This window comes from Bacteroides sp. 1001136B_160425_E2 (assembly GCF_015559655.1).
Lineage (GTDB): Bacteria > Bacteroidota > Bacteroidia > Bacteroidales > Bacteroidaceae > Bacteroides > Bacteroides luhongzhouii.
On the sequence record NZ_JADMQH010000008.1, the window covers coordinates 74,280 to 92,391 of the forward strand.

An 18,112-nucleotide genomic window follows, 5' to 3' on the forward strand; every position below is an offset into this window, starting at 1 on the left:
ATTCATTATGATTACATTAGATAATTTTGAGAGCTGTGTGCCATATAGAATATTAGTGCGCGGAGAAGAGTATTATGAAACAGGGGCTGTTTCTGAATTGGAAGAAGATTCGCCCGGTGAATGGACTGCGACAGTAGAGGGTACGGAGAATTATAACGTAGAGATATCTATGGACGGAAAAGAAATAGAGTCTTGGTACTGTGACTGTCCGTATGATGGGGAGATTTGTAAACATGTAGTAGCCACCTTACTGGCAATTCGTGATAATGAGAAAAAGGTGAATCGCAGTGCCTTTTCCAAGATGAAAGTAGAGGTAGAGGAAGCCGTCGTTATAGATGAAACTGTGGACATACAACAATTGCTGTCATTCGTTAACCCACAAGAACTTTCACAATTTATATATGAATATGCCACTATGCATCCTGAGTTTAAAACAGTCCTTTTGAATCGTTTTATGGCTAAAGAGTTGTCTGCAACATCAAAAGAAAAGGATTACAGAGTAGAGATTCAGAAAGTGTTTAATGACTCTTATTATAACAAAAAGCCTCGTTATCATAATCGTTATGATGATTTCGCCTGTGATTGGGAAACTGTTTTCAATCGGATGGACACTTTTTTGGAGAAAGCAGACTTCTTTTTGAATGTGGGAAACATAGATACTGCTATTGATATAGCTCTTCAAACTCTTCGTTCAATCGGTGAGAATTATGAGGATGAACTTTTGTATAATAATGATCTCTATCCTTATGATTATTGTGAGCAGGCAGGAGATTTGCTGATAAAAGTAATTGAGCACCCTAAGACCCCCCAAAAGCAAAAGACAGCGATTCTTCAGGAACTAGGTCAGCTGGCTAAACTATCTACTTATCGTGATTATGACCTTTATGATATAGACGAATTGCTGATGCAAATAAATCTTTCCATTCAACCGGCAGAAAAAGCGTTGGAATTGATTGACAAACTCTTGGAAGAAAGAAAAGATACTTACGACTTATATCAAATCGTTCTTCGGAAAGTCAATCTGTTAACCGAACTGCATGAAGAGCAAAAAGCAGCTGATACGATTCGTCAATACCTTTATTTAACTGAAATTCGAGAAATGGAGGTGGATAAATTGATTGCCAGTTGTCAATATGATGAAGCTATCCGTTTGCTGAATGAAGGAATAGAGATTGCGGAAAAAGAAGAACATATCGGAACCATAGAGGAATGGTTGAAAACTAAATTGAGGATTTACGAGATGACTCATCGAACTTCCGATGTCATCGATACATGTCGTTTATTGTTTGTGTCAGGTGGGGATAAGTTAGAATATTATAGGAAACTTAAAACTCTTGTTCCGAAAGAAGAATGGAAGAGCTTTCTGGATGCAATGATGGAAGAGACTCATTTTAGTGAATATTTTTCTTTTGGCGCGAATGATGAGGCTGAAATTTATGTGAATGAAAGGGATAATGAGCATTTGTTCAAATTGCTATCATCAACCAGGTATCATCAACTGGAAGCATTGATGAAGTATTCTTATTATCTGAAAGACACTCATTCGGAGCAATTGATTGCTATATATACCTCTTTGTTGAATGATTACGCAGAACAAAATGTGGGGCGGACTCATTATGAATTGATAGCACAAGCGTTGTTGTGTGCAAAGAAACTTAATGGGGGACAGGCGGCAGTGAAAACGTTGGTTGCAGAGTTCCGGATAAAATATAAACGTCGTCCGGCAATGATGGAAGTATTGGCAAGGTTTTAAAAATACTTTATTTAAGTTTTTCTGTATCTCTGTTGTTTGGAGATAGCAAAGTTCGTACCTTTGTAAGGTTATCAAATAAGCTTGATTATGAAAAAGTCTATAAAACGTTTACCTAAACGTACACAGGAAGAATTGACAGTCTTGCTGGATTTAGTGTGTAAAAACATCGAGAATTGTCAGATGGTTATCCTGTTCGGAAGTTATGCAAGGGGAAACTATGTTTTATGGGACAGTAATATCGAATTTGGTGTTCATACTTCCTATCAGAGCGATTACGATATTCTTGTCGTCGTGACCGGACAGACTAAATATGTGGAAAGAAAATTGCACCGTATTACGAATCAATATCATGATTTGTTTGCAGGTCGTCGTCATGCTTTTCCACAATTTGTTGTAGAACATATTAATACCGTAAACCGTAATCTGGAAATCAGCCAATATTTCTTTACGGATATAGTAAAGGAGGGTATTATGCTTTATAATAGTGGCAAACACGAATTGGCTAAACCACGGAAGTTGAGTTTTAAGGAGATTCGGGATATTGCGCAGAGTGAATTTGATAAACTGTTCCCTTATGCCTGTGACTTTTTAGGTAGTGTGAAGGAGTATTTTGTGCCTAAAGGACAATATAACTTATCTGCTTTCATGCTTCATCAAGCTTGTGAGAAACTTTATAATTGTATCCTGATGGTCTTTACGAACTATCGTCCGAAGAGTCATAAAATCAAAGAACTTGGTGGGATGGTAAAGCGTTTTTCTATGGAATTAACTACTGTCTTTCCTCAAAATACGGATACAGAGAAAGAATGTTTTGATTTATTATGCCGTTCTTACATAGAAGCTCGCTATAACAAAGATTTCAGTATCTCACAAGAACAACTAGAATACCTTATTTCCCGTGTAGATATTCTGAAAGATATTACTGAACGCTTGTGTAAGGAGAAGATTGCGGAATATGATACAATGACTGGATAATTGTTCCCTGTGAAATAAGTCGGTGTCACATTTATAACTTGAACTCAGAATTCAGCTCTCTATGAAATGAAAAACAAAATATATCTGTCATCTGTCACAGACTATAATCTAACTTGCAGAGTATAAGTACTTAATGTTGTGATAGCACAAGGTGACAGCAGTGTGATAGCAATAATGCTATCACCTAAAAAACAAAGACAAAATAAAGACGCTGTTCGAAAATAAATGGTATTAGCCATAAATGGATAAGTCGTTCATTTTATTACCCCCGTACTTATGAATTGTGTCCTGCCTTGAAACCAACAGTTTCAAGGTGCGAAACTGTTGGTTCTGCGGTTTGAAACTTTAGTTTCATACGCTTGAAACTCTAGTTCCAATTACTTGAAACCATTGGTTTCTCACCGATGAAACTATAGTTTCCCTTCGCTGGAACTGTAGTTTCAAGCGGAGAAAACTAATTTGCCCCGTAATTAGGTGGTGACAATCCCGTTTCTTTCAGCTAAAGAGATGCTTGATATATCAATAATTTTCTGTATTAAAAACTTGTTTTCTTTGCTGGTTTCGGATATTATGACTAATTTAGCAGTCTCAACGATCACAAAGACGCTGACAAAACAAATTATTATCAAATTAATGAAAATTACTCAATTTCGTAAGAATGAAGATACGATAGCGCTCAGCGTAATGGATCTTGATATACTGGTAAATAAGATAAAGACAGAAATAAAATCCCGTCCTGTTTCTACATTCAGAGAACATCTGCGATATACCCTTTCCGATGAACGGTGTATGTTTGCCGACAAACTTCCCCAAATAATTCCTGCCGCCGAATTCCGAAAAGTAAACGGCCAGAAACAGATGAAAAACTACAACGGTATTGTAGAACTGACCATTGGCCCTTTATCCAATAAATCGGAAATCGCTTTGGTGAAACAAAAAGCCTGCGAGCAACCGCAAACCCGTTGTGTTTTCATGGGTTCAAGTGGAAAAACGGTGAAAATATGGACTACCTTTACCCGACCGGACAACTCCCTTCCCAAAACACGGGAAGAAGCGGAACTATTCCACGCCCACGCCTATCGACTGGCCGTGAAATGTTATCAGCCCCAAATCCCGTTCGATATACTTCCCAAAGAACCGACCCTGGAACAATATTCGCGCTTATCCTACGACCCGAACATCATATATCGTCCGGATTCAGTCCAATTTTATCTCTCTCAACCATCATCAATGCCCGAAGAAACCACTTTCCGTGAAGCGGTTCAGGCGGAGAAATCTCCATTGACTCGTGCCGTACCGGGATATGATGCGGAAAATGCCTTCCTGATGCTTTTCGAAGCCGCTTTTCGGAAAGCGTATGCCGATCTTCGGGAAGCGGGACTTGAATTGCGTGAAGGCACATGGCATCCTTTAGTCGTTCAACTGGCTAAAAACTGTTTTGCTTCGGGACTTCCGCAAGAAGAAGTCGTGAAACGTACCGTTTTCCACTTCTATATGTATAAACAAGAAGAGCTTATCCGGCAAATGATTGGCAATATATATACCGAGTGCAAAGGCTTCGGCAAGAATATCAGCCTAAGCAAAGAGCAGCAACTCGCCTTGCAGACTGAAGAATTCATGAAACGCCGCTATGAATTCCGCCATAATACCCAAATTGGTGAGGTAGAATATCGTGAAAGGCTTTCTTTCCGTTTCCGCTTCAATCCTCTCGACAAACGTGCGCTGAACAGCATTGCTTTGGATGCGCAAATGGAAGGTATTCCGTTGTGGGACAGGGATATTAGTCGTTATATTTACTCCAATCGCGTGCCTGTATTCAACCCGTTGGAAGATTTTCTCTACCGGCTTCCCGCGTGGGACGGTAAAGACCGTATTCGTGCATTGGCAGCCACCGTCCCTTGTAAGAATCCGTATTGGATGGATTTGTTCCACCGTTGGTTCCTCAATATGGTTTCTCATTGGAAAGGAAGCAATAAAAAGTATGCAAACAGTGTTTCGCCCTTACTTGTCGGACCGCAAGGAACACGTAAATCCACCTTTTGCCGGAGCATAATGCCGCCTTCTGAGCGTTCCTACTATACCGACAGTATTGATTTTTCCCGAAAGAAAGATGCCGAACTTTACCTCAATCGTTTTGCGCTTATCAACATCGATGAATTTGACCAGGTGAGTTCGACACAGCAAGGCTTTTTGAAACATATTTTGCAAAAGCCTGTATTGAATGTGAAGAAACCTCATGGCAGTGCCGTGCTAGAGATGCGTCGTTACGCCTCATTCATAGCTACGAGTAACCAAAAAGACTTGTTGACCGATCCTTCCGGCAGCCGTCGTTTTATTTGTATCGAAGTGACCGGAGTGATTGACACCAACCGTCCGATAGACTATGAGCAGCTTTACGCACAAGCTATGTATGAACTGGAACATGGCGAACGTTACTGGTTCGATCAGGAGGAAGAAAAGATCATGGTGGAAAACAATCGTGAATTTGAACAAGTCCCGCCGGAAGAGCAACTTTTCTTCCGTTATTTCCGTGCCGCACAGCCTGAAGAAGGGGAGTGGCTGTCTCCAGCGGAGATTATGGAAGATATTCAAAAAGGCAGTTCAATCCCGATGTCTGTCAAGAGGGTTAATTCCTTTGGAAGAATACTGAAAAAGCAAGAAATACCTTCCAAACATACGCGTAGCGGTACACTCTATCATGTCGTAAGACTAATAACCAGGTGACGGCAAAAATGCCATCACCCTGCCGTCACCTCTTGCTGTCACAGTCTTATCGGTTCATTACTAAACTATTAACCACTAAACTGTGACAGATGACAGCAACTTACCAAATATATTCTTCTGTGTAACGTTGGTAAGTTGGTTCTTCTTTTATCCCTTTATTACGGAATAGTTGTCTGATGTAGGCTTGGTCTTTAGGCATAAGCCCCCGTTCTCCACGATAGAATCGATAATATCCCGTTTTTCCATAGTGTCCGATCATTTGTATTCTGATACTGACCGCATCCTCATAGGGAATTCTGTTAAGCAACTGCTTAAGTCCCCATGCCACATGGACTTTTACAGTAGTTTTGAAACATTCGCACTGATTCCCATCTGCAGGATAACGTGCCGGATTAACGATGGAGATATAAAGGTAATCGGCTGTTTCACTTTGTGCAGCTACGTAGCGTAAGCATTTCAAGGCTTGTGGGCATTGGTCGTTGAAACAACGGGAGAAATTGTAGGGGACAGACGGGCTGTCGGATTCTTCTTTCATCTTGTAGGGTTTATTTTATTTGTGAAATACTGCTGTTAATACGTTAATATACGGGAAAATATTCTTCACAAAAGTAGGGCTTTATTTTGGGAATGGGAAGTGTTTGGACAAATATTACTGATATGCAAAGAATCTTTTATAGAGAAATTGTGTTGTGATGTATCAAAAAATCTCCATTTCTTTCTCAAATAATATCTTGAAATGAAATTAGTGCAAATAAATCACCTTTGTTACATTGTGTTTCAAAGGTGATTTTTCTGTTTAGATTCAATTCTTTAAAATATCAGTCATTTTATCTTAGGTGATATATAATGTGCATTTGCTATAAGAATAATGCTTGGTGCTTTGGTTTTTTCGGATTTTATGTTCACCTTTGTATTGCATTACAATATTTAAGTCGTTTATATGTCTTAGGAGATCCTTAGTTGTCGTCAGTTGCAGGTATATATATACTTTGCAGTTAATGATAGTACGGCTTTGTGTTCCTCGTGTGGTAGGTTAATTACCCCACTCATATCCTAGGCTGCGGCTAATAGATATGTAATGCAACGGGTCAGCAGGACCGTATTTTCTTATAATTGATTTAGAAAACTTGACTCTGTAAAGACTCTGTAAATGGCCCTGTAAATGGGAAAATTTAGCAATATAAATATTATTTTATGTATCGCTTATCGTATTGATTGAGTAATGAAACGTACGATATAGTTTAGTGATTATGTAGAGTACAATTCTCAAAGTTATGTTTTGACGTTCGGGATAAAACTCTTTTTCCTCTTACTGAACTATCTGAATTTTTCAGATAGTTGCATCTTCTTGTACTTCTTCTGATTCGTAATAATGGAAGTCTTTTTATCTTTTTGTATATTAATCTGAATATTGATTTGGGTAAGAGAGTGTACGTTAAATATAATTATGGTTTGAGATGGTTATTCTAATGTAAATGTAATACTTCGCTTAACTTATCCTCAATAATTTTCTTCTCATTACTACCAATAGTAGACAATCTCACTAACGGAATTCCGTACAACTCTAAAATATGATTCTTTTTAATATCACGTTCTGATTGACTTGTCCCCGATTTGTGGAGTGTATAACCATCTGTTTCAATAGCCAATACCGGTTGTTTGCTCACACGATTATAAATTAGAAAATCAATATGAGTATTTATATTTGCAGCATATTTGCTTTCCTCTTTATTCAATAGAGAATAATCCTGAATCAACATATAGAGTGGTAAATGGCAAATGATATTCAAATGACGCATATTGATATTTTCTTTCAGGATATCTTCAAGTAATGCAAATGTAAGATTCTCGGAATCGTATTCGGATATTTTCTTGTGTTTCTTCAAATAGGCAATTCGGGCATCTGTATATTGCTCATATAGATAATCGAATATAGAATGAATCTTACTGGTGGAAACAGTACCATTGTTATATTCGATATAAGCGATCAAATCGCTGATATTGCAGTCTTTGGGTTGTTCGTTTCCCGATACGACTAAATAGAATTGTGACTTAGCCCGCGAAACAGCAACATTGAGCAGGTTGGGATCGTCGGAAAAGGAAGTGATGACATCGTCGACAGTGGTCATAATGATAGCATCCTTTTCTCTTCCTTGAAACTTATGGACTGTTGCGACATCAATATCCTCTTCAAGTGCGGATTTTACTGCATCTACTTGTTTGTTATATGGAGCTATGACGCCAATTTCATCTGTTTCATAAGATAGATTCGGTAGTACTTCCTCTTTGATAACATCTATTTCCCGTTGATTCATGTGGCTGCGGGAGTGGTTACCTTTGGCTGTCCGTACAGCACAAATGACATCCTCTTCTCCTTTATCACGTGTCATGATGACGAGATCGCCACCATAAAATTTCTGATTACAGAAGTTGATGATTCGAGGATGGCATCGATAATGTTCCCGTAACAAGGTCTGTGGTACATTCGGAATAACTTTGCAGACGGATTGCAGAAAACTCATATTGGCACAATCATATTCCGGCTTAATCAGGCAGGCATTAGCGATAAAGTTTAGCTTTTCCTTATTTTCTTCCGTGACCACATTGGGAAGTTGCATGGTGTCGCCGACAATGATTGCATTTTTAGCACATGACAAGGCTAAAGCTCCGGTTTCAACGGAAACCTGTGACGCTTCGTCCATAATGATATAATCATATACGGCATCTCGTTGCAGACTGCTTAATGATGAAAAGGTCGTACTTAAGATAATAGGGTATTCTTTCTGTACCTCTCGCCAATTATTTTTTAGATCAGGGAGCGTAAAGATGGGCTTGTCATGGTTATTGCCATGGGTATGAAATAACTGATTCTTTAGATATTTCATTGATGTATCGGCCATTTGTCTAGCCATTTCTGCTGCATCTTTGTTGGCAAGCTCCTTTTCTAATGTGTCTATTTCGACTTCCAGCTCTGCATACTTTGTTTGGTAGAATAAGATTTGGAAGTCAGCGATAATCAAACTCATCTCCCGTTTATAAAAAACTTTATCGGGGATTTTACAAATCGCTTTGCTCCTGAATTTAAAGAAGAACCATTTCAACCGTTGAATAAAAGCTGCTATTCCCCGAAGACTTGATGATTGTTCTTTTTCTGCAAATTGCTGACATTCATTCCATAAATTCAGAAGGTCTGCCGAGCTGGAATTTTTCCGTTGTTGGAGAGTAAATTCTTTTGTTCCGAACTCTTGCAGATAATGTTGGCACTCTATTTTTAAAGCTTGTATTTCCTGTCTTGCCATGGCAAGGCGTTCCTGTTTGGAAAATATGCTTTTTAGTTCTTCTGTCTGATGATGTATCTGATTGAGAAATTGAGGTTGGTCGGCATCCGTATCATGCCATGACTCAAAGTTCTCCGGATATTGTTTTTCCTCTTCTTGAGTCTCGATGAATTTCTCTTTGTTAGCTGTGCTGCCAAGCAATGCAACAATGAATCCCATATCGTATTTGGATAACTTCTCAAGTACATTGACGATGGCGGAGTTATTATTAGATACTACCTGAACAGTCTTACCACGCACAAGGATATTGGCAATGATGTTCAGAATCGTTTGTGTCTTTCCGGTTCCCGGAGGTCCTTGCACAACACTGATTTGATTCTCAAAAGCTGCCTGGACTGCTTTTTGCTGGCTTGCATTACAACCAAAAGGAAAAATCAAGGTTGAGGCAGTCCGGGTCTGCATTTTATATTTTTGAGGATTCAGATATACAGCAATAGCTCTGTTGTTTGCGATGAAATGAATCTTTTCATATTGTTTTGCCAATAGCTTCGTTCCGTCATCAGTTTTCAATTCGTTCGCATCGGCAACTTTCTTCAAATATTCGAATATGCTTTTCGAACGACTCTCTCCCAAGCATGATTCGATAATTTCTAAGTCCTTTTCTCTGTAATCATACTCTTTACCATTTTGAAAACAAATGTGCCAATAGTTGTGTGATCCGGCTTTAAAAATAGATAAGGCTTTAATGTTTGATAAAGTTCTCCCTTTACTGATTATTTGATAATTATTGGGGTCCGGTTTGTCCGGATCAGTCAGCCAAAGGACATTTTCTTCTTTATAAGTATACGTACTAGGAACATTTCGGAATACTATCTTATAGCTGCCATCATAATTCTGGCAGCTTTCTATTTCGGGAGTCCTGATTTGACCTTTTATAATAATCAGATTTTCGGAAGTATCTATCATAGGCTTGTGGGTAAATATAATAAGTCGTGCTGCTGTTTTTATTTATTATTTGGGATATAAAAGTAAGAATATTTTCCAGAATATCAAAACTGAAGTAAAAAAAATGTAATGACTTTATTCAGTTTTTGCATCGTTCTAAATATAGAGTGGATTCGGTTTGAGAGCTTCGAACGTGATAAAAGAGATTTGTTTTGCCAATGAAATCATTATCTTTGCAAGGTATATATTAATGAACAAGGAGGATATTATGCTTGCATACACATATATTGAACACGGAAAGTTTGAGTTGCAGGAGAAAGCGAGACCGGAAATAAAGGATTCACGGGATGCAATCGTACGTGTGACACTTGGTAGTATTTGTACGAGTGATCTTCATATTAAACATGGTAGTGTGCCGCGTGCTGTACCCGGAATAACTGTCGGGCATGAAATGGTAGGTGTGGTAGAACAAGTGGGACCTAATGTCACTTCGGTGAAGCCTGGTGACAGGGTGACTGTGAATGTTGAAACTTTCTGTGGTGAGTGTTTTTTCTGCAAGCATGGATATGTGAACAACTGTACTGATCCCAATGGTGGTTGGGCTTTAGGATGTCGAATTGACGGCGGACAGGCGGAGTATGTCAGAGTCCCTTATGCAGATCAAGGTTTGAACCGTATTCCTGATACTGTGAGTGATGAGCAAGCCTTGTTTGTTGGTGATGTGCTTGCGACAGGCTTTTGGGCAGCACGTATCTCGGAGATTACCGAGGAGGATACTGTTCTGATTATCGGTGCCGGACCTACCGGAGTTTGTACTTTGTTATGTGCGATGTTGAAGCACCCTAAACGTATTATTGTCTGTGAAAAGTCTCCTGAAAGAATTCGCTTTGTTTGCGAGCATTATCCTGATGTGTTAGTAACGGAGCCTGAAAACTGCAAGGATTTTGTGATTCAAAACAGTGACCATGGTGGCGCAGATGTTGTTTTGGAAGTAGCGGGGAGTGATGATTCTTTCCATTTGGCATGGGCTTGTGCTCGTCCTAATGCTGTTGTCACCATAGTAGCCCTCTATGACCAGCCGCAACTTCTTCCTTTACCTGATATGTATGGAAAGAATCTGATCTTTAAAACAGGGGGAGTGGATGGTTGTGATTGTGCCGAGATTCTCAACCTGATTGAGGAAGGGAAAATAGATACTACTTCTCTTATTACACATCGATTTCCGTTGAATGAGATTGAGGAGGCTTATCGTGTCTTTGAAAACAAGTTGGATGGGGTTATTAAAGTAGCTATATCAGGAAATAAATGAAAATTAAATAGAAGTCACATATGAAGAATATACTGATAGTGAGCAATAGTGATACGTGCCGCAGTCGTATGGCGCAGGAAATTTTAAACTCGTTCGGTAGAGGGATGAAGATTAGTACTGCCGGTGTTTTGGTTGGAAATTCTGTCTCGGATGTTGTTTGCCAGGTGATGGAACAGAATGGATATGACTTTTCACGTAGAAAGCCTTGTGATGTTGCGACGTATGCCCAACAGACATGGGATTATGTCATTACCCTTTGCCCGGAAGCGGAAGAAGTGCAAAAGGAAATGCAGGGGGTAGTGAGAAAATATGTTTCTTTTGATTTTGCAGATCCTTTTCGGGGAGGTATTCATACCGAAGATGAACAGGAAGAACGGGTGGTGGCACTATATGACGCTATGCATAAAGAACTGTACGAGTTTTTTCGGAGTGAATTAATGGAGAAACTCTTGCCTCGCTGTTCTTGTGGGGCGAATACATATTGTAGGTGCGAGTAGGAATATGAATAGAATCATATATGTGCCTCGTCCGGTGATGATGGCAGAGTTGATTAATCTTTAACACGAAGTTGCCAGAAAGCGATAGCGGATGCGGCAGCTACATTGAGTGAATCTACTCCGTTTGCCATAGGGATGCGAACCACATAGTCCGCCTCGGTAATTGTTTCGTTTCGAAGACCGTCACCTTCGGTTCCCATCACAATGGCTAACTTGGGTTCGGTCGCTAGGATGGGACTATCAATCGAGATCGATTTCTTTGTAAGTGCCATAGCGACTGTGCGGAATCCCAGTTTATGCAATTTATTGGGAGAACCATCCAACCAAGCCCATGGCATCAGGAAAACAGATCCCATTGAAACTCTGACTGCACGTCGGTTCAACGGGTCGCAAGAATTGCGTGTCAGTAATATGGCATCTATCCCAAGAGCGGCTGCAGAACGGAAAATAGCTCCAATGTTGGTAGTGTCTACCACACCTTCAATGACTGCGATACGCTGTGCGCCTCTACATATTTCTTCTACACTTTTCGGTGTCGGGCGGTGCATGGCACAGAGGACGCCGCGTGTGAGTGTATATCCGGTCAATGTGGCAAGCAGTTCTCTTGCACCCGTATAGACAGGTATATCACCACAACGTTCAATGATATCAGCAGCATCACCAGTGATATGCTTCTGCTCGCATAAAAGAGCTAAAGGTTCATAACCGGCATTTAGAGCTACATTAATAACTTTCGGACTTTCTGCAATAAACAGCCCCTTATCAGACTCGATACGATTACGTAATTGAGCTTCAGTGAGAGTACTGAATATTTCTATTCTGGGATCAGTTAAGGAATGTATTTCTATAATGGGCATAGGATTTCTTACAACTATCTACTTTATTATATCAAATTATACCAATGATTGCATCTACTTTTTACTTTCCGATGCAGCATATTAGACTAGTTGATTACCAATAGTTTGAAACTTAAATGGTATAAAAGTCTGATTTTGCTCCTTTTTCTGCGCTGAACTTTTGCAAAGATAATGCGTTTTTCCGGTACAAGAAAACAAATGAAAAGACTTTGATAAAAAAGGTGGTTTTTGGTGCAAATTTGCCAGTCGTGCTATGAGGTTTTCGGGAGATTTTGCATAGCATTTCATCTGGTGTTATGCCTATGTCTATATTGCTGGTTGCTCCTCCAAGATTGAACACGGAGTGACTGATATTGATTGCTGGCGAAAAGAAAAAATACCCAGTAGGCTAATTTTCTTCTCTCCCTCTATTTGACTTAACTTTATTGCCCGTATATATAATAACGGTCATTAAAGTCAAGTTGAGAGTGGAGGTGTCTTTGTCTTTTGGCAAGCAAAATAGTTCTTTGATATGATGAGTGTATGATGAACAATTTGCATTGTTTGTAACGAATAACATATTGTTTGTTGATAGGTGTATATGGTGCTTACAAACAACATTATAGCATTTAGTTTTTGGAAGTTTTTGCTCAAAATAGATTATGTATATGGTTAATTATGCCAAGACGTGCATTTTACTATGTGTAATACATCATTAAATAAATAAAAAGTATTACTTTTGCATATTATATGATAGGTTGATTATAGCAAAGTCATCAACATAGTTGCTTTGCACCTTAAATTGATGTAGTAATGGCAAAGAATACAATGGGGACCAAGCTTCCCCGAAAATTGGAGCAGAAGATGCAGATTGTAGGTGAGCAGATTAAGTTGGCTCGCTTACGTCGGAATCTGAGTGTGGCTCAGGTTGCTGAACGTGCCACCTGTTCACCGCTTACTGTGTCCCGAATAGAAAAAGGGATTCCTACTGTTGCAATAGGGATCTATCTACGTGTTTTGTACGCATTGCAACTTGACGATGATATTCTATTGCTTGCCAAAGAAGATAAAATGGGAAAAGCTTTGCAGGATTTGAGTTTGAAAACAAGAGAACGTGCTTCTAAAAAGGAATAAGCGATGAGAAAGTTGTACGTATATGCCGATTTCGATTGGCTCAAAGAAGTGGAACTCATAGGCGAATTGGGCTATGAGTCTCTCCGTGGCACGGATAGCTATAGCTTTACATTCAATAATGAGTGGTTGAAAAAGCACAGCGGTCTGTTTTTGAGTGACGACCTGAACAATTATCCCGGTCAGCAATATACACAACCGGACAAGGATATATTCGGATGTTTTTCTGATGCTTTGCCGGATCGTTGGGGACGAACTTTGTTGTTGCGTCGTGAGCAAATTGCGGCAGCGGAAGAAAAGCGACCTGTAAGGAGATTGTCATCTTTCGATTTCTTGACTGGTATCGATGATTTCTCTCGAATGGGTGGATTCCGTTTTAAAGAAACCCCTGATGGTGAATTTATAAATGTAAGTGAATCGTTGAAAATCCCACCTCTGACAGATATTCGGGAGTTGATTGCTGCCAGTGCTGAGATTGAGAAAAGCGAAGAAAACAATATGCTTCCTGATAGGAAATGGATTGCACAACTTGTGCAACCTGGGACATCATTAGGAGGAGCACGTCCTAAAGCCAATGTTGTAGATACGGATAAAACTCTTTATGTGGCTAAGTTCCCGTCGCGCAAGGATGACTATGATGTCGGACTTTGGGAGCATTTCAGCCACTTGCTTGCTACAAAAGCAGGAGTAAACGTAGCAAAAACCAAAGTGCTGGCAACTGGAGAAAAATATCATACATTGCTGTCACAACGTTTCGATAGAACAAACGATAGCAAACGTATTCATTTTGCATCCGCAATGACCTTGTTGGGATTAAGTGATGGAGATAATGCAACTACTGGACACGGCTATTTGGATATAGTTGACTTCATTATTCAGAACTGTACCGATGTAGAGCGAAACCTGCAGGAACTCTTCCGTCGTGTAGCCTTCAATATCTGCATTGGTAACAGCGATGACCATTTCCGCAATCATGGTTTCCTGTTGACTGCAAAAGGGTGGATATTGTCTCCAGCTTACGATATGAACCCTACTTTGAGTGAATTTCAAAGCCTGCTTATCTCGGCTACTTCCAATAAGGCGGGTTTAAGCATATTGCTTGATGCCTGCGAGGATTATATGCTTAATCGAAACACTGCGGAGAAGATTATTTCAGAGGTGATTGAAGTTGTGAAAGGATGGCGCGAATTGGCAACACGATTAGGAATTTCCAAGAGAGAGATGGATATGTTTGCCGGAGTGTTGGATGCAAGGTGGAACGATTGCGTTTGATTTACAGAAATAGAATATTGTTGGTAAATTGTTGCTGTCCATGCTTTTGTAGGGCGGTGATGGATAAATTTTATTTATATGAAAAAATCAGATATATTTTGGCAGACATATTTGAGTCTCGAAAAAGAGTTTATTAATGTTTCTAATTTCATATTTATAACGGATGAAATTACGACTCATGAGCATGGTAAAGAAATTACTAAACCATGTAATTCCCAATTGGAGACGTTTTCACCCTATATAGCAGATTTGCTTATACGATGCTGCGTCCAGATAGAAGCAATTTCCAAGGAATTGTATTATGACAATGGCGGGACAAAACCACGTGGAGATAAAAGTTTGTTTTTTGATGAGGATTGCTTAAAACTTATTGATATAAAATGGGCGACACATGATAAACGAGTTTTGGTTGTTGCTCCATTCTTCAATTTGATCAAAGAAGAGAATCGAGTTCTAAGACCATTAAAGAATGCCCATAAAAGATCTGGTACATTTTGGGAAAAGGCATATCAAGCTGTAAAACATGATAGATTTGCTTCTCTCAAAGATGGCAATATAAAAGCTCTTTTACATTCAATGGCTGCGCTTTATCTATTGAACTTATATTATAGAAACGACTCTTGGATCGTTAAATATCAAGAATTATCCAGGAGTGATTTTAGTATGGGGTCTTCAATCTTTGCAGTGAAACAACCAGAGGTTGGTCAATTATGGTATGGCAATACTCCGACCATAAGTGAAAGCCCTTATGTCGTAAGATACCAAGTAGAAGATTACAAGCGAATCGAGGCAATGCAAAAAGCCGATAATGAAGCATTAAATCATTATTGGCAGCAACAGCCAGAGATCAGGGAACCTGAGTTTTTGGCAATACTTGAAAAAGAAAGGAGAAAACAGGAATTGGATCCTACTTATAGAATCTTGTATCTTTGGGAGTTGGGCATTTATCGATTGAAAAAAATGTTACCCACAAATCTGCCATTTGAGGAAAGAAAAGAAAAATTTATCAAGAGCGAGGCTTGGAATTGTTGGATAAATCAACATAACACTCATTTAAATCCTGAAGAAATAACGGAAAATAATATTGATGAGGAGATTGAGAATGTTGGTAGGCGATGGGGTATGGATATAGAAAAGAAGTATAATACCATGAGTTGGATTCATTTAGCGATGAATGGTGCTATATGTAAAGTATATATACCATGATTCATTTTAAATTGAACGCTACATGTTAAAGTTCCTGTGTCGTGAGTTGTCGGCATTGGGTGTTAAAGAACCGCAATACCATTTCGTTGCCTTTATCATGAAAGCAATTGTTTGTGTGAAGGTTTTGGAGAAGGGGCAAGAAACTAACATTCCGACCAAAAGAGACCAGCAAACGACCAGTTAGGGCATGACAAGGGCATAACTGGGGCGCAATAGGGGCATAACAAGATACTTTCTCTATAGCAGAAAACCCTCATTTGTATTTCTACATTAGCGAAGCAATGCAAAGTTTCGGAGAAAGCAATGAGGATAACACTGGAGCGCATGAAAGCAGGGAATGTTATAAAACGAGTTGTGGCAAGTTTTTTGGGGGCATTGGGAAATCCTTTTATCAACATCTAAGGAAACAAAATAATATGAATTATGGCAAAGAAAGCAACAAATAAGAAAGATGGCAACACGATTTGGAATTTCCAAGAGAGATGAATCTTTTGCCGGAGTGTTGGAGGGGCGATGTAAGGTGGAATAATTGTTATGGTGTGCCAAATCACCAAGTAAAAATGCGCCAAATTGCCAAGCGACACGAGGTAGAGGGCTGATTTGTATGTAGTTGAGCTATAGGGTGTGAGCGAACTTTGTATTATGCTGCGCGAACATAATGTTTGTGCAGCATAATTTATTTGAAAGGTGAAATTCATTGATGGAATGGATAAAAACGATACATGTGTTCTTTTGCATATCTTTATGCCAACTGTAGTCATTCCTTTAAACGATGTTTTTGTTGCTTATCTACTTGGCTATATGGGAAATTAAATGTATCTTTGTTTACAATATAACACGAGTATAATTTGAATACTGATGTCGAACAATCAACAAATAATGATGAATAGGATTAAGGCAGTACTGGCTGAAAGGCAACGAACCAATAGATGGTTGGCAACTCAAATGGGCAAATCAGAGAACACAATTTCAAGATGGTGTTCTAATAAATCGCAACCATCTATTATTCAATTGCAAGAAATAGCGAATTTGTTGGATGTTGACATTCGACAGTTGCTAACTACAACAAAAGATAATAATGCCTTATGATGCTCAGCTTATGAAAAAAATCGGTATAGACATATTTTCAGGAGCAGGCGGATTAAGTCTGGGGGGGGCAATGGCGGGAATTAAGGTTCGCTATGCTATTGAGGTTAATCCTCACGCAGCCAAATCTTTTGAACTTAATCACAAAGGAGCAAAAGTAATATGTGGCGATATTCGGGATGTCAAAGCTACAGATTTCTTAAATAAAGACGAGGAAGTATTTATAATCATGGGAGGCCCTCCTTGTCAGGGATTTTCTATGTCAAATACGATGTCTCGCAATATGGACAATCCTAATAATTTATTGTTCAAAGAGTTTGTTCGTTTGGTCTCAGAAATAAAGCCTAGATGGTTTGTCCTTGAAAATGTTTGGGGAATGACTAAAATGAACAATGGAGAGACAATAGAAATGATAAAACATTGTTTTGAGGAGATAGAGCCAGGCTATAAGGTCAAATGGAAGGTTCTATGGGCTGATGAATATGGTGTTCCACAAAGACGGATGAGAATGTTTATGGTCGGAAACAACCAAGAAATTGACTTTGAGTTTCCAAAGCCTTTTGATTATAAAGTGAGTGTAGAAGAAGCTATTGGAGATTTACCTGTTTTACATAATGGTGATATGATAGATTCATTGCCTTACACTAAGTCAGTAAAGGAATCTAGCCCTTATGCGCAACAGATGAGAAAAGGTTCAATAGAATCAAAGCAGAATTTTGTGTCAAAGAGTAACGACCTTGTGATGCAACGTTACAAATATATCGGTCAAGGTGAGAATTGGAGAGCTATTCCGGAGTCCTTGATGCAAAATTATTCAGACAAGACTCGTTGTCATAGTGGAATATATAAACGTCTGAAAGCAAATTGCCCTTCTGTTGTCATTTCAAACTATAGGAAGAGTATGCTAATTCATCCATATCAAGACAGAGGTTTATCGGTGAGGGAAGCGGCACGTTTACAAAGTTTTCCTGATACGTTTATCTTTCAAGGACCTCATATGAGCATACAGCAGCAGATAGGTAATGCGGTTCCTCCGTTATTGTCTAAAGCTGTGATGGCGCAGATTCTGGAATACGATTCATCATACAATAAGGAATAAC

Annotated in this window: 14 protein-coding genes; 11 read left to right on the forward strand and 3 right to left on the reverse strand. The window is 39.1% G+C overall.

The annotated features are described in order from the left end of the window. Nucleotides 1-7: 7 nt before the first annotated feature. The 3 genes from I2I04_RS09670 to I2I04_RS09680 all read left to right on the forward strand — a co-directional run bounded on the left by I2I04_RS09670 (nucleotide 8) and on the right by I2I04_RS09680 (nucleotide 5,452). Entirely contained in the window at nucleotides 8-1,753 is a 1,746-nt protein-coding gene (locus I2I04_RS09670) for an SWIM zinc finger domain-containing protein (RefSeq protein ID WP_195654900.1), read from the forward strand. 87 nt (nucleotides 1,754-1,840) lie between these two features. Beyond that, the gene (locus tag I2I04_RS09675) at nucleotides 1,841-2,728 is read left to right on the forward strand and encodes a HEPN domain-containing protein (protein ID WP_195654901.1); all 888 of its coding nucleotides are present in this window, start codon (nucleotides 1,841-1,843) and stop codon (nucleotides 2,726-2,728) included. Nucleotides 2,729-3,361: 633 nt separating this feature from the next. After that, a complete protein-coding gene (locus tag I2I04_RS09680) occupies nucleotides 3,362-5,452 on the forward strand; it encodes a BT4734/BF3469 family protein (protein WP_195471635.1) in 2,091 nt (696 codons plus the stop codon). A 100-nt stretch (nucleotides 5,453-5,552) separates the two neighbouring features. Here the strand turns inward: I2I04_RS09680 and I2I04_RS09685 are convergent, their stop codons facing one another. Together I2I04_RS09685 and I2I04_RS09690 are read right to left on the reverse strand one after the other, a co-directional pair. Beyond that, a complete protein-coding gene (locus I2I04_RS09685) occupies nucleotides 5,553-5,987 on the reverse strand; it encodes a DUF6078 family protein (protein ID WP_195471637.1) in 435 nt (144 codons plus the stop codon). A gap of 931 nt (nucleotides 5,988-6,918) precedes the next feature. Next, complete coding sequence (locus I2I04_RS09690; RefSeq protein WP_195654902.1) at nucleotides 6,919-9,696, reverse strand: AAA domain-containing protein; 2,778 nt, start codon at nucleotides 9,694-9,696, stop codon at nucleotides 6,919-6,921. 247 nt (nucleotides 9,697-9,943) lie between these two features. Between I2I04_RS09690 and I2I04_RS09695 the strand changes: the two genes are divergently transcribed. Both I2I04_RS09695 and I2I04_RS09700 read left to right on the forward strand, forming a co-directional pair. Beyond that, the gene (locus I2I04_RS09695; protein WP_410489771.1) at nucleotides 9,944-10,984 is read left to right on the forward strand and encodes an alcohol dehydrogenase; all 1,041 of its coding nucleotides are present in this window, start codon (nucleotides 9,944-9,946) and stop codon (nucleotides 10,982-10,984) included. Nucleotides 10,985-11,004: 20 nt separating this feature from the next. After that, entirely contained in the window at nucleotides 11,005-11,481 is a 477-nt protein-coding gene (locus I2I04_RS09700; protein ID WP_195654904.1) for a low molecular weight phosphatase family protein, read from the forward strand. A 53-nt stretch (nucleotides 11,482-11,534) separates the two neighbouring features. Here I2I04_RS09700 and I2I04_RS09705 read toward each other — a convergent pair whose 3' ends face one another. Next, entirely contained in the window at nucleotides 11,535-12,338 is an 804-nt protein-coding gene (locus I2I04_RS09705) for a TrmH family RNA methyltransferase (protein ID WP_195654905.1), read from the reverse strand. Between the two features lie 792 nt (nucleotides 12,339-13,130). Between I2I04_RS09705 and I2I04_RS09710 the strand changes: the two genes are divergently transcribed. The 6 genes from I2I04_RS09710 to I2I04_RS09735 all read left to right on the forward strand — a co-directional run bounded on the left by I2I04_RS09710 (nucleotide 13,131) and on the right by I2I04_RS09735 (nucleotide 18,111). Beyond that, entirely contained in the window at nucleotides 13,131-13,451 is a 321-nt protein-coding gene (locus tag I2I04_RS09710) for a helix-turn-helix domain-containing protein (RefSeq protein WP_009036646.1), read from the forward strand. Nucleotides 13,452-13,454: 3 nt separating this feature from the next. Beyond that, on the forward strand, nucleotides 13,455-14,720 hold the full coding sequence (locus I2I04_RS09715) for a type II toxin-antitoxin system HipA family toxin (RefSeq protein ID WP_195654906.1): 1,266 nt from the start codon (nucleotides 13,455-13,457) through the stop codon (nucleotides 14,718-14,720). A gap of 78 nt (nucleotides 14,721-14,798) precedes the next feature. After that, entirely contained in the window at nucleotides 14,799-15,926 is a 1,128-nt protein-coding gene (locus tag I2I04_RS09720) for a hypothetical protein (RefSeq protein ID WP_195654907.1), read from the forward strand. 22 nt (nucleotides 15,927-15,948) lie between these two features. Then, nucleotides 15,949-16,110 carry a hypothetical protein gene (locus I2I04_RS23215; protein ID WP_009291753.1) on the forward strand — a complete coding sequence of 54 codons (162 nt, stop codon included), beginning with the start codon at nucleotides 15,949-15,951 and terminating at the stop codon, nucleotides 16,108-16,110. 674 nt (nucleotides 16,111-16,784) lie between these two features. After that, nucleotides 16,785-17,015: a helix-turn-helix domain-containing protein gene (locus I2I04_RS09730; protein WP_195654908.1), complete on the forward strand. Its 231-nt coding sequence runs from the start codon at nucleotides 16,785-16,787 to the stop codon at nucleotides 17,013-17,015. Between the two features lie 10 nt (nucleotides 17,016-17,025). Beyond that, a complete protein-coding gene (locus I2I04_RS09735; protein ID WP_229126964.1) occupies nucleotides 17,026-18,111 on the forward strand; it encodes a DNA cytosine methyltransferase in 1,086 nt (361 codons plus the stop codon). Nucleotide 18,112 lies beyond the last annotated feature (1 nt).